This window comes from Pseudonocardia sp. Ae505_Ps2, assembly GCF_001932425.1.
GTDB lineage: Bacteria > Actinomycetota > Actinomycetes > Mycobacteriales > Pseudonocardiaceae > Pseudonocardia.
In genome coordinates, this window is the sequence record NZ_MCIP01000001.1 from 242,902 (window position 1) to 260,191 (window position 17,290).

4 protein-coding genes (1 of these 4 cut by a window edge) are annotated in these 17,290 nt (G+C 76.6%); all 4 read right to left on the reverse strand.

Features of this window, described 5'->3' with window-relative positions:
• Nucleotides 1-14,688 carry the 5' portion of a toxin glutamine deamidase domain-containing protein gene (locus Ae505Ps2_RS01065; RefSeq protein ID WP_075553337.1) on the reverse strand. The gene continues 15,012 nt to the left of window position 1, outside the view, so 14,688 of the gene's 29,700 nt are visible here — the first part of the coding sequence; it begins with the start codon at nt 14,686-14,688; its stop codon lies beyond the left edge, outside the window.
• 186 nt (nt 14,689-14,874) lie between these two features.
• On the reverse strand, nt 14,875-15,198 hold the full coding sequence (locus Ae505Ps2_RS01070; protein WP_139320109.1) for a hypothetical protein: 324 nt from the start codon (nt 15,196-15,198) through the stop codon (nt 14,875-14,877).
• Complete coding sequence (locus Ae505Ps2_RS01075; RefSeq protein ID WP_020625943.1) at nt 15,188-15,640, reverse strand: hypothetical protein; 453 nt, start codon at nt 15,638-15,640, stop codon at nt 15,188-15,190. The genes Ae505Ps2_RS01070 and Ae505Ps2_RS01075 overlap by 11 nt, the downstream gene beginning before the upstream one ends.
• 38 nt (nt 15,641-15,678) lie before the next feature.
• On the reverse strand, nt 15,679-17,289 hold the full coding sequence (locus Ae505Ps2_RS01080) for a hypothetical protein (protein ID WP_075553338.1): 1,611 nt from the start codon (nt 17,287-17,289) through the stop codon (nt 15,679-15,681).
• Nucleotide 17,290 lies beyond the last annotated feature (1 nt).

Here is a 17,290-nt window from a genome sequence, read left to right on the forward strand (position 1 = left end):
GAACGGCACGTCGTGCACCGAGTCCACGGCGGTGACGTCGGAGGTGTCGTGTCCCAGCACCGCGACGCGGTGCTCGGCCGGGGACGCCCCGGGCGACGGCGGCCGCACCGTCCCGGTGGCGACGATCCGGAAGTCGCGCTCCGCGAGCCCGTCGGTCCCGCCGTCGGCGATCCGTGCGCGCAGGCGGGCCCGGGCGATCGCCTCGACCGCGCGGGCCCGGTCGAGGCCGGTCCGCTCCGCAGCGGTGCGGTCGGCCCACGCCCGGGACGCCGACCGGGAGCCGTTGCCGTGCCCGGTCACCGTCAGGGCGGGAGTGGGACGGCCCTCGTTGCGGGCCGCGACGACGTCGTCGATCCACCGGTCGGTGGCGGCCTGCACGGCGACCCGCCCGGTCGGGTCCACGCGGTGGTCACCCTCGCCGAACGCGACGGTGAGCCGGGTCGCGTCGTCGGGCCCGTGAGCGGTGTCGGTGTCGTACGCGGAGTCGGTGTCGTACGCGGAGTCGTACGGGTGCTCCGAGCCGGGTGTGCTGTCGCGGTCGCCGGACGGGACCGGGCCCCAGTCGAAGGAGTCCGGCGCGATCGGTTCCCCGTCGGGACCGCGGCGCGCTGCCGGGCTCCCCGCGACCGGCGGTGCGGCGCTCCTGGACCCCGGCAGCGGCAGATCGTGGGTGGGGGCCTGGCGCGCGACCTGGTCGATCCGGGCCAGGTCGGCGTCGGTGAGCAGCGTGCTGCGCCAGTCCGTGCCCATCACGCCGGTCGCGTCGACGGCCCCGCCGAGGACGGCACCGGGGACCCGGTAACGGTCGGGCAGACCCACGCGGTGCAGCAGCTCGTGGAACGTGCGGCCGACCGCGAGTGCGGGGTCGTCGCCGCGCTCGAGGTGCTCCAGCCGCCAGTGCAGCGACGTCGAGTTCGCCCCGGTGTAGTCCGGTTCGGAGGTCACCAGGACGCGGTTCGCGTCGGCACGCGTGGACGGCTCGATGCGCAGGTGCAGCTGGTCGCCGCCGGGCAGCTCGTAGCGGCCGTCGACGTGCTCGCGCAGCGCCTGTGCGGCCAGGTCCGTGGCGCGGGCGACGTGTGCGGGGTCCCCGACCAGGTGCAGCGGCAGGGTCAGCTCGCGCACCCAGCGTCCCGGCTCGACCTCGATCCGGCGTACGTCGACGGTCACCGGGTTGCCCTGCGGGGTCAGGGTGCCGTCCGGCTGCCGCAGCACGCGGACGAGCTCGGTGTGCGCGGTCCCGGACGGCGCGTCGCCGCGGCGTGCCTCCCACTGCGCGGGCAGCAGCGGGTCCGGCAGCTGCGGGGCGGCGGCCGTGGTCCCGTCCGTGTGCCACAACGGGCCCGGCCGCCACGACCGGGTGGGGGCGGGCGGCCCGGTCGTGGTGTCCGGGCCGTCGCCGGGCGGGCCGGTCTCGGGGCGGGCCCCCGCTCCCGGGGAGCTCGCAGCGGCCCCGGACGCGTCGTCGGAGGCGAACCGGATCGGGGCCGCATCCGGATCGGCGCCCACGGCGAACACCCGGCCGGTCCGCGGGATCGAGTCGGGACCGGCGACGGCGGCCGTACCGGTCCGCGGGTCGACGATCCAGACGGTGCCCTCGTGGTTGACCAGGTTCCAGACACGGCGCACCGGCCCGACCCACTCGTCGCGGCCGTAGGAACGACGGGGGTCGGCTGCCGCCGGATAGGCGTGGACGATCGCGTCGGCCCCGTGGCCGGCGTGGCGGACCCGGTCGACGACGGTGGTGAACGCCGCCGGCCCGTCCCCGACCGGGGCCAGCCGGGCACCGAAGGCGTTCTCGACCTCGGCGACGGCCGCCGGGACCCGGGTGGGGTCGGTGCCTGGGGAGACCGTCGGCCTCCCCCGCCAGGTCTCGTGGGCGGCGACCCCGGCGCCGAGGCTCTCGCCGCGCACGGCACGGGCCCAGGTCCCCGGGGCGGCGAACGGCGTCGCCTCGATCGTCTCCTGTACGCGCAGTGCCTCCGCCGCGGCGTAGGCGTTCCGGCTCGCCGCACCGATCTCACGGATGCCGGTCAGCACGTCCTGGCGGCCGGCCAAGGGCGACCCGCCGACGTGCAGGGAGCGCGGCCCCTCCTGGCGCATCTCCCCGACGGCGGCGGGCGGGTCCAGGCGGGGGGTGCCGTTCGCGGCGCGGTTGTGGTCGAGCTCCGGCAGCACCGTGTGGATGCCCAGTGCCTCGTCGGGACCCACCCGGCGCCGGTGCGGGTCGTCGCCGAACCCGCCGTACAACCAGTCGCGCAGGGTCGCGGTGCTCCGCTCGGTGTCGTCTCTCCAGCGTGGCGGGAGCCGTCGGTCGAGCAGGCCGGCGTCGGGGTCACCGCGCCCCTCGCCCGTGTCCACCGCACGGAACGTCGAGGCGAACCGGTCCATCACCGTGGCCGAGTGGCGGCGCAGCCAGGCCGCGCCCTCCGGGCCGGTCCCCTCGACGACGTGGTCGGGGAAGTGCCGCAGGTTGAACGCGGAGAAGTTCTTGGTCAGCGACACCCCGGCATTGGCGTGCAGATGCTGTGCCATGGCCGCGAACTGCAGGTACAGCGCGGCGACGGTGCCGTGCACGGCCGCCCGGGTCGCGGCCCAGGTGTGCGGCGCCCGACCGGCGAACGCCGGGTCCGTCGCCATCTCCTCGGCCAGCCGCCGTCCCAGGTCCAACCCGTCCGCCAGGTGCAGGCGCGCCGCGCGGGCCGGGAACACGTCGACCGCTGCCGGACGACCGGACAACCACGTCAGCAGGTCGGCGAGACCCGCGACGGCGGTCCCGGCGGTGTAGTGGGGCGACACCGCCACGCCGACGCCCCCCGTCGTCGGTTCGACCCGGACGCCGTCGGCATCGGGCGAGAGCCGGTACTCGGGCGAGGGGAAGATGGTGGAGAGCGGCGTGGACCCGGTCATGGCCGCCAGCCGGTTCAGCACCCCGTCCAGGGCCGCCGTGCTCTCCTCGACGGGGATCCGGTCGACGTCGCCGTCGAGGAGGCGAGCCGGCTCGGTGATCAGCTCCAGCGTCATCCCCGCCGGGCCGATCTCGGCCACCGCGGTCAGCGCCGCGGAGCCGGCGAGCTCGTCGCCGGAGGAGACGTACTCCTCGAGGTTGACCAGCCGGTGGCGCAGGAACTCCGCCTCCACACCGATCGCGTGGGCCCCGGGTCCGTCGCCGGCCCGGTCCGGGTTCGCGACGGCCGCGGCCAGCGACCAGTCGCCGCCGCGCGGCATCGGCTCGCCGCGCCCGCGCCACTGCGTGTACGCCTCGCGCACCTCGTCCGGGCCGGACGGGCGGTCGTAGACCTGCAGGGCCCGGCCGATCGCCGCGGCCTGGGCGTCGGTGGGCACCTCGGGCACCGACGGGTGCGGCACGGCCGGGGGCGGCGGCGCATCGCTCGGCGGCGGAGGGGCAGCACGTGTCGGTGCGGGCGGCGGGACGTCCCGGGCCGGCGCAGGGACCGGCGGGGCCGGGCGGTCCGGAGGGGGTGGCGGGGCCGGACGCACGGGCGGGGGCGGGACGGCATCGTCGCGGCCGGTACCGGGGCTCACCCATTCACGGACGCGGCGGTCGAGGTCGGTCTTGGCCCGTGCCCAGGCCCGGGCCGCCTCCTCGAACCGGGTGGCGGCGGCCCGGCGGTCGGCGTCGATCGCCGCGATCTCGGTGGCTCGGTCCCGGGCGAGGGTCGCGCGACCGCGGGGACCGGCGTCGAGCCACAGCTGGTCGTTGCGACGCTGCAGCTCCACCAGGGCGGCGTCGGCGGTCCGCCACTCCCCGGCGCGGGCCTTCTCCTGCTCCATCGCGGTGCGCACCGTCTCGGGCATCGGGCCGAGCAGGTCCGCGGCGTGCCGTTCGGCCAGGAAGAGCTGCATCCCGCGGCCGGTCACCGTCGGCACCGTGAACGTCTGCGGCGCCCGGCCCGGCCGGTTCAGCTCCAGGTCGACCCGGTACTCGAACCGGCCGCCGAGCAGCCGGACGGGATCACCGAGCTTCGTCTCGTGCTCGCGGGCGGCCAACGGGGCCTGACCGCCGCGGTTGCTGGTCGCGGCGCCCGCCGCACCCTCGGCGCGCGCGTCACCGCGGCTGCTGCCGACGTCACGGCCCTCGCCGATGACCGAGCCGACGACGTCACCGGAGTGGCTCTGCGACGAGGCGGTCTGGTTCCCGATGTGGAGGTTGGACTCGGCGCCGAGGGTCAGCGCAGCGGACACCCCGTCGGTGTGCAGGGACGACGGGGTCACCGAGATCCGCGGGGTCAGCGTCACCCCCACCTGCGTGGGGTGCACGACCGGCGGGAACGTCGCCGGGCCCTTCAGCATCGACGGGATCCAGGAGTCCAGGTGCTCGGGCGAGAACAGCACGTCGAGCTGGTGGCGGCCCGGTTCGCCGGGCCGGCGGAACGCGTCCGGCACGTCCACCGTCGCGAGGTGGTCCTGCACAGCGCGGCTGATCGCGACGCCGTCAGTGCGGACGGTGCCCATCGTCGTGTCCGGGTCGATCCGCGGCGCGTCACCGCCGGGGGCGGCGGGGCGGGTCTGGTCCGGCGGCGGCTGCGGAAGGTCCGGCAGCGAGGACAGGAAGGCCGCGGGTACGCGGTGCCGGAGCGTGAACGGCGCCGACGTCGGCCCGGGGATGGTCTCGCCGTCGCGGGCGACGGTCAGCGCGAGGCGACCGGTCTGCCCGATGATCGCGGTGGGCCCGTCGTAGCCGAGGAAGCGCCACCCGCGGACGGTGTCGGCCGTGGTGTCGGTGTGCGTGTCGGTCCGCGACGAGGACGCACCCAGCCCACCGGAGCCGCCGCCGTAGTACGGGTCCTCGCCCCCGCTGCCGCCGCGGCCGCCGAGTGCGCCGCCGACCTGCGCGACCGGTCCGGAGGTGTGCGCCGACGTCGACGACACCTGGTCGGCGAGGTACTGCTCGACCTTGGGCGCGTGTCCGTCGTGGACGACCTGCTCGACGCGGGTGGCGCCCGGCGCGGTGTCCGGCACGAACGACAGGTGCGCGGACAGGTCGTGGTGGACGAAGAAGCCCCGCCGGGAGGCGGCGAGCGGCACCCCGTCCCCGCCGAGGCTGCTGTGCAGCCCCTTCAGGTCGGCTGCGGAGACACCCCGCTGCGGATCGGTGAGGCGCTCGGCGATCAGCGCGACGTCCTCGGCGTCGAGCCGGCCCGCGAAGTGCCTCCGGAGCTGCCGCTCGATGTCCCCCAGGGGGGCACGCAGCCCGTCGTCGGTCGGCCAGCCCAGCCCGCCGACGGGGTCGTCACCGCGCAGCGTCGGCGGCACCTGCAGGTCCACCGGGGCCTGGTGCGGGCGGTTCTCCTCCGCCGGGAGCAGCCCCCACGCCCGCATCTGTTCCTCTCCGACGGAGAGGAACACGTGGTCGGGCAGGTCGACGTAGCGGGTCGCCGTCCGGCGGGTGGGGGTGTGCACGGTGTCGAGGAGCTGGTTGCTCTCCCAGGACGTCGCCCGATGGGTGACCACGCCACGGGCCTTCACGACGAACGACCTGCCGCCGGACCCGTCGTTGAACGTCTCCCGCGCGCCGAGGGTCGCCCGGGCCTCGGTCTCGCGGGCGCCGACCTGGTAGCCGCCGTAGATCCCGCCCGACCCCGTCGGGTACCGCGAGGACCGTTCCAGCTCCTGGGCGGTCAGCGACGAGTCGTTCACCTCGAATCCCCCGCGGGCCTGGGCGCCCCGGGCGTTCGAGGAGGAGCCGGAGGCCAGGTAGCCGCCGTAGACGACCTCGCTGCGGGCCCGCTCGGTGGACGGCGAGTGCCGCACGTCGACGACCCTCAGGTCGTAGAGGCCCAGCGTGGACACGACGGTGCCCCTCCGGTCCCGCCAGCGCCGCTTGTGCACCTGCTCGGGCGTGGCGATTCCGCGTTCGGTGACCCCGCGGTCGTTGGACACCCGCTGCGGGGCCAGGACGGCTTCCAGCGCGCGGCCGTCCTCCGTCCCGCGGCGGCCCAGCACCGCGTCGCCCCCGGCGGCGGCGGCCAGCGCGGCCTCGGCGGCGGTGCGGCGTTCCTTGACCCCGCCGATCCAGGTGAACGTGCTGTCGGCCAGCAGGGTCTGCGCGAAGTCCCGTTGCCGGGGGCCGACGGGACTGTCCATGGTGATCCGCGGGCGGCTCCGGATGCGCTGGGCCTCGGGCGGTGTGCCCGGCGTGAGCATCTCGTCGACCGGCACGTCCAGCGCGAAGGGCTCCCGGATCGGCGCGGCGTTGTCGGGCAGCGCCACCGGTGTCCTGGGGCTCACGTGCCGACCGGGTGCCCCGATGCCGGTGAGCCGCCCGAGCGCGTTGGTCTCGCTGAACCGCTCCGCGGTGATCGTGTAGACGTTCTGGCCGGTGACCCGGTGCGAGGGGCCGGCAGGACCGGCGACCGCGCGACGACCGGTGATGGTGCCGCCGGCACCGCTGTCGCTGTGGCCGAGGGCGGCCGAGGCCCGTCCTCCCAGGCCCGGGTAGGCCACGCCGGCCTCGAACCCCAGTCCGGCCCGCAGGCCCAGCGAGCCCTCGATCCCGGTTCCGGCGCCGCTGACGGACTCGGTGCGGTTGCCGGCGCTGGTCTTGACGCTGATCCCGGACAGCGGGCCCTCGTCGCCGACGTCGCGCATCTCGGCGCTGATCCTCAGGTGCAGGTACTCGGTGCGGCGGAAGCGGTCGCGCGCGAGCACGAGGTCGACGCCGCCGTCGTAGAGGGAGTCGGCGCTGCTTCCCAGCACTGTCTGGGTGGTGTTGTGGTCGAGCATCCGCCAGGTCTCACCGAGGTCGCGGACCGTCGAGCTGCTCGTCGACACACGGTGGCTGCCGTCGCCGACGGCGAGGTCGGCGAACGGGCCGCCCACCGAGGCGATGATCTGGTCGATCCGCTCCCGCAGCCGGGTCGGTGCGGCGCCGAGGGAGTGCACGTGTGCCCGGCCGATGCCCAGGCCCGCGGCCAGGTAGGGCGGGAGGGTGTCGGTCCGGCGGTCGGTGTTGCGGGCGTCGCGGACGGCGTCGGTGACGGGCAGGCCGGCGTCGCGGGCGTTGTGCGGGGAGTCGGCGAGCACCAGCTCCACCGGTGTCCGGGCCGGTGGCGCGACGGCGCTGGTGGACCCCCACCGCACCCTGGTCTCGCGGACGAACTCGACGTCGTAGGCGCCCAGGGAGCTCTGGTCGACGTTGCGCCGGGAGGCTCCGATGTGGGTGGCCGCCCACCCACGGCTGCGCTGCCACCCCACCCCGAGGTACGGGCCCAGGTGCAGGAAGGCCAGCTTCGGGATGAACCGCCAGCCCCCGCGCAGCTCCCCGGACACGCCGAGCCGCGAGCTGCTGCTGCCTTCGACACCCCAGTCGATGCGCTGCTGCTTGGTGGTCTTGCCGTCGAGCTCGGCCAGCCACGACCCCTTCTTCGGCACCAGCCGGGACTCGACGTAGACCGGTGGTCCACCGGGGTTGCGCAGCTCGTCCGAGCGCACCCAGCCCGTGGTGAAGCGCTCGTAGTGGTGGGCCAGGTTGTTGTCGGAGAGGAAGTGCACCAGCCGGTTGCGGCCCGGCGAGTCGGGGCGCAGCAACCCGGGCGGGAGCTGGTCGGCCAATGCAGCGAGGACCGCGTCGGGGCCGGCCCCGCGGACGTCGAGGACGGCCGCGTTGGACAGCGCCGGGCCGGCGGCGGGACCGAGCTCGACGGCGGGGCGGGCGCCGGGGTTCGGTTTCGGTTCGTCGAACCACCCGGTGGCGGTGCCGTCCAGGGCACGCGGCCCGGGCCCGACGACGGCGCCGGACTCGTCGCGCACGGTGACCGTGAAGCGGACCGGGACGTCGGCGGCCGGGGTGTGCTTGGCGTCGTAGCCGACATCGTTGTTGACCGTCTTGCGGGTCCGGTGGCCGACGGTGTCGCCCCCGGACACGGTGATCGCGGCGCCGCCGTACCCGGCGAGCGACCCACCGGAACCGGCGATCGGGACGGCCCGGCTGCTGTCGTCGTAGCGGCCCTCGACGAGGTTGTCGGTGCCGCGCCGGATCTGCTCGGTGCCGTCGGTCTTCGGCGCGGCGGGATCGGGCCCCTCGGCCCGCCGTCCGGGGACGTGGTCGATGGCGACGACGGCCTCGTAGCGGCGGCCGCCGATCTCGACGTCGAAGGGCAGCCCCTGGTGCAGCGCCGACGGCCGGTGGGTGAGCAGTGCGTCGAGCTGCGCGGACGTCGCCGTCCCCGACCGGCGTGCCGATGCACCCGGGACCATCGACGCGATGAGGTCCGCCACGGCCTGCCGCTGCTGTGGGCCCACCGACTGCACCCGCAGCATCGAGCGGGAGGCGGCGGCCGGGGCGGGCACGTCACGGCCGGTCCACGGCGACAGGACGTGGTCGTCGACCCGGAACCGGCCGGCGCCGAGGTCGGTGCGCAGGTCGGCCTCGGTGCCGCGGTCGGCCCGCGCCGTCAGGTCCACCGGGCGCCCGTCGAGGTGCTCCTGCAGGCGGCCGGTGAGGAACCCGTCCTCGCCGAGCCGGTCGGAGTTGAGCAGGGTCTGCAGCAACGCCGAGCCCGGAGGCGCGACGAACAGTCCGGTGCCGGGCCCCGCAAGGCCGTCGACATGGCCGGTGAGCAGCGGGAACAGCGGTTCCCCGTCGGTGACGCCGGCGGGCATGCGCGGCATCGTCGCCGGGAGCGGAGCGGGTGGGCCGTCGCCGGTGGCGCGCACGGCCGGGTCGGCCCAGATCCCACCCTCGGAGTGGATGACCGACAGCGCGACGTCCGTGCCGACACCGGTGAAGGACCCGGTGCGCACCCGGTGGTGGAGGATCCGGTCGGTGGCACGGGTGCCGGACGGGAGGTCGGTGGAGATGTCACGGACCGTGACCCCGAGCTCGGTCAGGCGGCGCCGGGCCATGTCCGAGAGGCCACCGGGACGACCGGGGGCGTCGGCCCACACATGTACTGCGGAGGGGTCGCCGGTCCTGGCGATCCACAGGTCCAGCGCGCGGCGGACGTCGGCGGTGAACCGGCCGCCCAGCAACGGGACGTGCACCCGGCGGGGCACGTCCTGCAGGTGACGGCCCTGCGGGTCGCCCATGACGGTGCGCGGCACCGGCGCGTCGACGTGCGCCTGCACGCCGCGGCTCGGCCGGGGCACGACACCGTCCGGTGCGTCGACCGCGGCGCGATGCACGATCCGCACCCCGGGGACATCGGCGAGCTGCCCGCGCAGGAACACGGCCGCGGCCAGTGCCCGCGCCCGGCCCGTCGCCAGCCGCTGGGCCACGTCGTTGCGGGGACGCCCGGCCCGGTCGGTGTCGGCCCGACCGACGAGGGACTCCGCACCGCCGCGGAGGCGGTCGGCGCGGTGGCCCATCCCGTCGCCGACCAGCTCCACCCGCGGCGGGGGCTCCCCGGCCTCGGCGGCCAGGCGGGCGCGTTCGCGGACCTCGCCGGCCAAGGTCGTGAGGTCACGGCGGGCATCGTCGCCGAGGCGGGTGACGTGGGAGTCGAAGGCGACGTCGTGCACCGAGTCGGTGCGGGTGACGTCGTCGGCGCGCTGCTCGATGACGGCGACGCGGCGCTGCTCGGCGGGCGCGTCCGGGGTGGGCGGGAGCGCGCTGCCGGCGGACACGATGCGGAAGTCCTCGCGGGTGAGACCACCGGGCCGGTCGGTGCGCAGCCGCTCGGCCAGGCGCTGCTCGACGACGTCGTGCACCGAGCGGGCCCGGTCACGGCCGGTGACCTCGGCGCCGGTGCGGTCGGCCCACGGCCGCACGACCTCACGTGACCCGTTGCCGTGCCCGGTGACCACCAGCGCGGGCGTCGGGCCCCCTGCCCTGCGGGCGGCGACGACGTCGGCGATCCACGCATCGGTGGCACGGTCGACCGCCGCGCGGTGGCTGTGGGCGATCCGGTGGGAGCCCTCGGCGAACGGGATGTGGACGGGCGCGGCGGCGAGGGCGGCGTCGCTCAGGGCGGCATCGCTCAGGTCACTGTCGCTCCGCCCGCTGTCGCTCCGCCCACTGTCGCTCCCGTCGCCGTCGCGGGCGCTGTCCCGTTCGAGGTCACGGAGCCCGTCACGAAGCCCGTCACGGTCGCGCGGGGGCGCGAGGTCCTCGCCGGGATCGCGGCGTCCGAGCGTCTCGGGCCGGCGCGCCGCGTCCTGCTCGACGACGGCCCGCACCGTCCGCGACGGCTCCGGGACCGAGCCGTCCGGGGTGTCGACGGCGGCCCGGGTCGCGATGTGGACGCGGTCGGCCTGCGGGCCGAGCAGCTCGCGGAGCCGCTCGGCGACGTTGCCGGCCCGCTCCCGGCCGGCGACACGCCGTTGCTCCAGGAGCGCCTCGGGCCCGGGCGACGGCGGCCGGACCACCCACCGGCTGGGGGGACGGGGGTCGTCGGCGGGGTGGCTGACCAGGTCGCGGGCCCACTTCTCGGCACTGCCGAGCCGGGTCTTGGCCACCCGGCCGGACGACTCGATCAGTGCCCCGCCGTGGTGCGCCAGCCGCTGCGCCGGACGGCCGGTGCCGTCACCGATGATCTCCGCCCGGACCGAGCCGCCGCCGCGGAGGCGTTCGCGGATCTGTCCCGCGAGCGCGACGATGTCGGCGTCGGCCCCCGGATCGGGGCGGTGCTGGCCGGAGCCGAACGTCACCGTGCTCTCCGACCGGGTGCCGGCGACGTCGTCGGTGGTGTAGTCGATGATCGCGACCCGGTTCGTGTCGCGCAGCGCCCCGGACGTGAGCGGCGTCGCGTCCGCTCGTACCAGGACGCGGAACTCGGAGGGCTCCCGGCCGCCCAGGCCACCCTCCCTCGCGAGCTCGTCGAGCCGCTCCAGGACGACCGCCCGCACGGCCTCGGCGCGGGCCCGTCCGGTGGAGGTGCCGTCGACCGACCAGGGCATGCGGCGCATCGACCCGTTGCCGTGGCCGGTGATCGTCATGGCACGGGCCGGGCGGTCCGGGGGTGTGGTCAGGACGTCGCGGACGAACGCGTCGGTGGCGTCACGGATCGGGCCGCGGGCGTCCTCACCGACCGCGCTGCTGAACTCACGGAAGCCGACCGGCGTGACCGGCGCGCCGTGCTCCGGGCGTAGCGATGCGGACCGTCCCCCGTCGTCGCCGCTGCGTGGGGCGGGCGGACCGACGTCGGCGGGATGGGGGGCCGGCACCGGCAGGACGACCGCGGAGTCCTCCTCGTCGCGGGTGCGCGTGCGGCCGGCCGACGTCGCCGGGCGCGACTCGGTGCCGCGGGACTCCCCGTCCGGGGTACGGGAGGTGGTCGTGCGGTGCTCGCCGGACGAGGGATCTCCCGTCCGCGCCGTGGTGTCCGTGCCGGTGCGTACCGCGGCCGGCGGGGCGCCGTCGGTGCGGGTCGCGGTGGACGTCGTGGCCGGACCGGCCGTCGTGGCCGGGGTGGCCGAGGACGCTGCAGACACCGGTGCGGGCGGGGCCGGTGTCGCCCCGGACGGGACCGGGGTGGGGACCCGAGGGGGCGTGCTGCTCGTCGGGGGGACGCTGCTCGTCGCCGGCGGCGTGCTGCCGGCCGCGGCCGGCGTGCTGGTCGTCGGGGGTGTGCCGCTGGTCGGCGTGTGCGACACGGTCGCCGGCAGGACCGGGGACTCACCGCGCTCGACGAGCGGGGACACGGCGTCGGTGGCGAAGGGGGATCCCGAGGTCTCCCACGTGGCCCGGTCCCCGTCGACCGGGCCGACCGGGGACACCTCGTCCCGGGGGCCGTCCCCGGCACGGGACCCGTCGGCGGTGACGGGATCGCCGCCGCGGCCGCCACTCGTCGGTGTGGGGGCGGTGGACCCGCCCCCGACGGTGCGCCCGTCCCCGGCCGCGGTCTCGACCGACAGCCCCGGACGACCGGAACGGGAGGTGCCCGCCCCGGACCCGGTGCCGGTCGCAGTGGTGTCGGTGCGTCCCCCGCCGGACGACGACGCGGTGTCCCTCCCGCCACCGGACGACGTCGTGGCGTCCCGGCCGCCACCGGACGGCGCGACGGCGTCGCGGCCGCCGCCCGACGTCGTGGGCTGCGGCGTCACCGCCGTGACGGACGTCGGCGCGGACAGGACGGAGCCGTCCACCGCACGGCCCCCGCTGTCGTCGGCGCTCCGGGGCGGAGACGCCTCGGGGCCGCTCGGGGCCGCGGTGCCTCCGGAGTCCCCCCTCGTGGTCTGCGCACCAGGGACCGGCTCCCGGGACACACCACCGGGGGAGTCGGTCGTCGTGTCGCGGGTGGCCGGCGTGGGCTCGGTCGGGCGGGTCGTGTCGACGTCCCGGGCGATGCCGGGGGTGGGCGGACCGTCGCCGGTGGAGACCGCGCCCGGCGTGGCACCACCATCCGGCCGCACCGTTCCGACGGCGCCGGGCGTCTCGGCACCGCGGCCGGAACCCTCACCCTCGACGACGGCGTCCCGGGGGGAGGTGCTCTCCCCACGGCCCTCGCTGACCGACGCGGGGGTCGGGGTCTCCGCGGAACCTCCGACCGCCGTTTCAGGGGTCGTCCCGTGGGCGTTCGAGCTGCTCCCGGGCGGGGTGTTGCCCGCCGCCCCGCCGCCCGTGGAGCTCCCGTTCGCCGTGGTGGCGCCGGGCGTGGCGGAGCCCGCCGCGCTTCCGCCGGGCGTGGCAGAACCCGCCGCGCTCCCGCCGGACGCGGCAGAGCTCGCTGTGGTGCCGCCGGGCGTGGCGGAGCCCGCCACACTGCCGCCGGGCGTGGCGGAGCTCGCCGCATCTCCGCCGGAGGTACTGCCGAACTCCGCGTTGCCGCCGGGGGTGCTGCCGAGCTCCGTGGTGGAGCCGTGCGCACCGCCGAGCCCGGTGTCGCCGAGACCGGGCTCGGCGCCGAGCACGCCGCCACCGGCCGCGTCGCCTCCGGACGTCCCGCCGGCCGTCACGTCGGCCCGGGGAATCGCCCCGCCCGTCGTGTCGCTGCCGCGGGTGCCGTTCCCGGCTGCCGCGTCGGTACCCGTGTCGGGGCCACTCGTGGAGGCGCCGCCCGTCCGATCGCCACCCGTCGGGTTCCCGGCCGCTGCGCTGCCCGCAGCGGTGCCACCGGCCGAGTCGATCCCCGCGGCACCACGGCCCGCCGGATCGCCGCCGGCCGCGCTGCCCGTCGCGTTCCCGGCGGCATCGTTCCCGGCGGCGCTGTTCCCCGCGGCGCTGTTCCCCGCGGCGCTGTTCTCAGCCGCAGTGCTGCCCGCGGCGCTGCTCCCCGCCGCGCTGCTCCCGGCCGCACTGCTCCCGGCCGGGGACGACGCGTCGGGGTCGACCACGGACGACGCAGAGGACGGCGCAGGGGACGGCGGAGCGGACGAGAACACCGGTTCCGGTCGGGCACCCGCGGCCGAGCTCCACGGCTGGGAGGACGCCGCGGACGATCCGGTGACGGCCCCCGGGGACGAGGACTCCGGCACCGCGGAGAGGGGGGTCCCCACCGTCGGCGCCGACGGGATCACCAGCGGCGGACGGTCCCCCACCCCCTGCTCCGGGGACCGCGTCGACGGCGAGGAGTCCCCGTCGTCGCCGCGGGTCGTCGTCCCGTCGTCGGCGAGCTGGGGCCCGGTCGGCGGCCCCCCTCCGTCGAACGTCGTGGGGGTGGTGACGCCGGCTCCCGGGCCACCGGAGGCCATCCAGGGCGGCGGGGTCGCGGAGGGCCCCAGCCCCTCCTTCTTCATGTGGTCCAGCAGCGAGGTCGGGCTCAGTGCGGGGAACTTGCTCGCGGCGATCCCGAAGTCGCCACCGGGCCGGCTGCGCATTCCGCCGAGCGCGCCGATGGCGCCGAAGAACGGGTTGGAGTCCTCCCCGAACACCGCGTTGATGACCGCACCGGACGCAGGCGCCGTCATGATCTGTGCGCCGGCGTAGCCGAGGATGCCGAACGCGCGGACGTGGCGGGCGAGCTGCAGGGGCGGGGTTTCCGGCCGGCGCGCCCGGTTGAGGTTGCGCATCGCGCTGTTGCTCCAGCTGCGGACGCCGCCGGCCGCCGCGCGCGCGAGCCCGGCGCCGGCCCCGCCGATCGCACCACCGATCGCGCTGTGCCCGATGGAGTCGAGGTCGTAGCCCTCGCGGCCACCCGCGCTGTTCTGCCCGACCTGGATGAGACCGTCGAGGCCGGCCATGAGCCCGGCGCCGCCCGCCCCGTAGAGCGCCGCCCGCTTGGTCGCCTCGGCGAGCGCCTTCGAGATCCCCCGCAGCAACGTCTGGGCGGACGCCTTGTTCAACCCCAGCCGCGCGACCGCCTGGATCATCTGCTTGACCATCTGCCGCAGCAGCGCCCACAAAGTGACCCGGGCCGCGGCGAGGACGGCCGGGACGAAGATCGCCCCGAACAGCGACACGAGCAGTTCGATGACGGCCGCGAGGGTCATCGCGGCCATCACGACCAGCATGATCTTGCCCTTTTGGATGTCCGCGGCGGCGTTCTTCGTCGCCTTCCGGAACTCGTCGGCGCCGTTGGCCAGCTCGGTGAGGCTGGCGGCGTAGTCCTCGCCGATGAGCTTCGCGTTCGCGGCGCCGGTGTCACCGCGCAGGACGTCGTCGAGCGCGTCACCGGACCGCCGCGCATCGAGCGCGGCCCGCTCGAGCGCGGCCGCGAGGTCGGCCCATGCTGCGCTCAGCTCTCGGAGGTTGCCCTCGTTGCCCTCCGGCCACTCCATCCCGAGGGTGACCTTGAAGAACTTCTGGAGGGAGTCGGGCAGCTCGGTCGATCCGCCTTGTCCTGCCATCGCAGGGATCCCTCCTTCCTCGTTCCGGGTGGTGCGATGCCCCGGCGCTGCCGCCGGGCGGGGTCGGGTCGGGCCGCCTCCGGGCCGGCGGACGGGTCCGCTGCGGGCTCCTCGGCGCCGGTGGGCACTACGCGGGCGTCCACGCCCCACCCGCAGGTGCGGGCCCGCACGGGTCGGTGCGGGTGGTCATCTCGCGTCGGGCATCGGCGGGACGTGCGAGCCGTTGTCCTCGTCGAGCCGCGTCAGGTTCTCCGCCGAGATCTCGAGGTTGTCGGCGTAGAGGTCGAGCCCCTCGGTCGTCTCGCCGACGCCGGCGCGGGCCTCGGTCGAGTCCGGCGAGTACTTCTCCCCGAAGGCCTTGCCGATGTCGTCGCTGCCCCAGCAGCCCTCGTACTGCGCGCTGAGTGCGTTCAGACGCTCCAACGGGCCCGCCAGGTCGCTGCGGATGCGACGCACCCCGTCGGCGTTGCGCCGGACGCCGGGGAGGTCGACGTAGGTCTCATCGGCCACGACGCTCACCCCGGGTCGGGTCCTCGACGCCCATCTCGGCGAACATCGAACCCATCAGGGACTCGATCATCTCGGCGGGGTCGACCTTGCCGGTCGCGAGTCCGACCAGGTCCAGCCCGTCCGCGCCGCCGCCCTCCTGGACGATCGCCGCGGTGCGCTCCAGGGCCTGCAACCGCCCGGACTGCAGCGTCGCGACGATCAGGTGCGCGAGCTCGGTGGGTGCCAGCGAGCGGTACCGGGTGCCGTGGAAGCTGAGGTCGGTGAGGTCACCACGGCCGTCGAAGGTCATGGTGAACGACCGGTCCTTGGCGACGACCGTCGTCTGCTCCTCCTTCCACACCCGGCTGACCTCGCCGACCCGCGCACGTTCCTGCTCGAGCTGGTCGAAGGACTCGTCGAGCCGCCTGGCGTAGTAGGCCTCGTGGTCGGTGGCGTCGCTCATGGGTGTCTCCTCCTCGTGTGGTCGGGCGGGTGCGGGACTCAGGTTCGGCCCAGCACGCCCGGTACGCCGTCGTCGCGCCAGTTGCTGGGATCAGCGGTCAGCGAGGTCTCGCGGGTGCGGTCGTCGTTCTGGTTCATCCCGCCGGCCATCCCGGCACCCATCGGCATGAACGGGGCCCCCGTCGGCCCGGCGCCGGGCGTTCCCACGTCGGCGCCGGCCGGGCCGAGGGGGAGGCGACCGCCGCTGCGGGGGTCCGGGGTGGGGGTGGTGACCGGCAGCGTCGCGATGGCCGCCGTGTCGCCGGTGACCGGAAGGGTCGGCATCCGGGTCGCCGCTCCCCCGGACGACGCGGGAAGCGAGGACGACGGAGCCGGCGCCGACGGCACCGGGCCCAGGTCCGGACGGACCCGCTCCGGGGTCGTGGAGGAGGCGGACACCCCCGCGGTCCGCGGTGCCTCGAGCTGCGGCACCGCCACGGCATCGACCGTCTCCGCGCCGGTCGCGCGCTCCGACCCGCGACGGGTCGCGTCGGTCCGCTCCACCGCCGGGGACGGAGCCGTCCCGGCCGGGGTCCGGCCTTCGGTCCCGCCGCGTCCGAGCACCCCGCCGGTGGCCATCCCGACGACGCCGCCCGGCATCGCGGCGTCGCTCTGGGCGGACGAGCCCGGGACGACGGCCCCGAGCGACCGCACGGGCGCGACGGGCTCCTGCGTGGCCGGAGCCGTCCGGGTGCCGTCCGGCACGGTGACCGTCGCCGGCGTGACCGCCCGGCCGGTCTCGGTCGGGCGTCCCAGCACCCCCGACGGGGCCACGGTCGGGGCCCGCGCGGCGAGCACCGGAGCGGACTGCAGCGTGCCGCTGGGAACCGCCGCGGCCGGAGCGGCGGCCGGGGCACCGAGCGCCTGACCACCGAGTGCGAACGCCGCCGGAGCGAACGCCACCTCGCCCGGCGCCGCGGGCGTGCCCTCCGGTACCGCGCCGACGGTCGCCGGGGTCGGGGTCGCCTGAACCGAGGCCGCACGGACGCCGGCCGCCTCCGGGCCGGGTGCGGTCAGCCCCGGGATCCCGGCCGTGGGGGCCGGCGAGGTCTGCTGCATCGCGGTGACCACCGTCGGCTGTGGCGGTGCGGTGGCCGACGTCGGCGTCGCCGTGGTGCCGCCGGCGGGCACCGATCCCGGCACCGCCGCGATCGGCTGCTGTGTGCCGCCGGCGGCGCCGAGCACGGTCTCCACGCGGGCCAGCTCGGCCCGGGCCGCCGCGGCGAAGGTCTCCTCGACCTCGGCTGCCTGCGGGTGCCCGGCCCAGGCGGCGCGCTGTTCACGCAACGACTGCGCCGCGCTGCGGGCACGGGCGAGCTCGTCGGCCGCGCGGCGCAGCGCGGGCGACCAGCTCCGGACGGCGTCCAGTGACCGTTCCATCGCGGCCGCCTTCGCCGCGGACTCGGCGACGAACCCGTCGGCGGTCGCGCCGAGCATCACCTCCTGGACGCGGTGGGTCTCGCGGCGCAGGCCGTCGCGGGCCGTCTCCAGCTCGGCGACGACCGCGTCGACCGCGGCCGCCCGCCGATACAGCACGTCCGGGTCGGCCGCGAGCAGCTGGGCGACGACCGCGTCGAAACCGGCGTCCACCGGTGGGACGCGGGCGGTCACG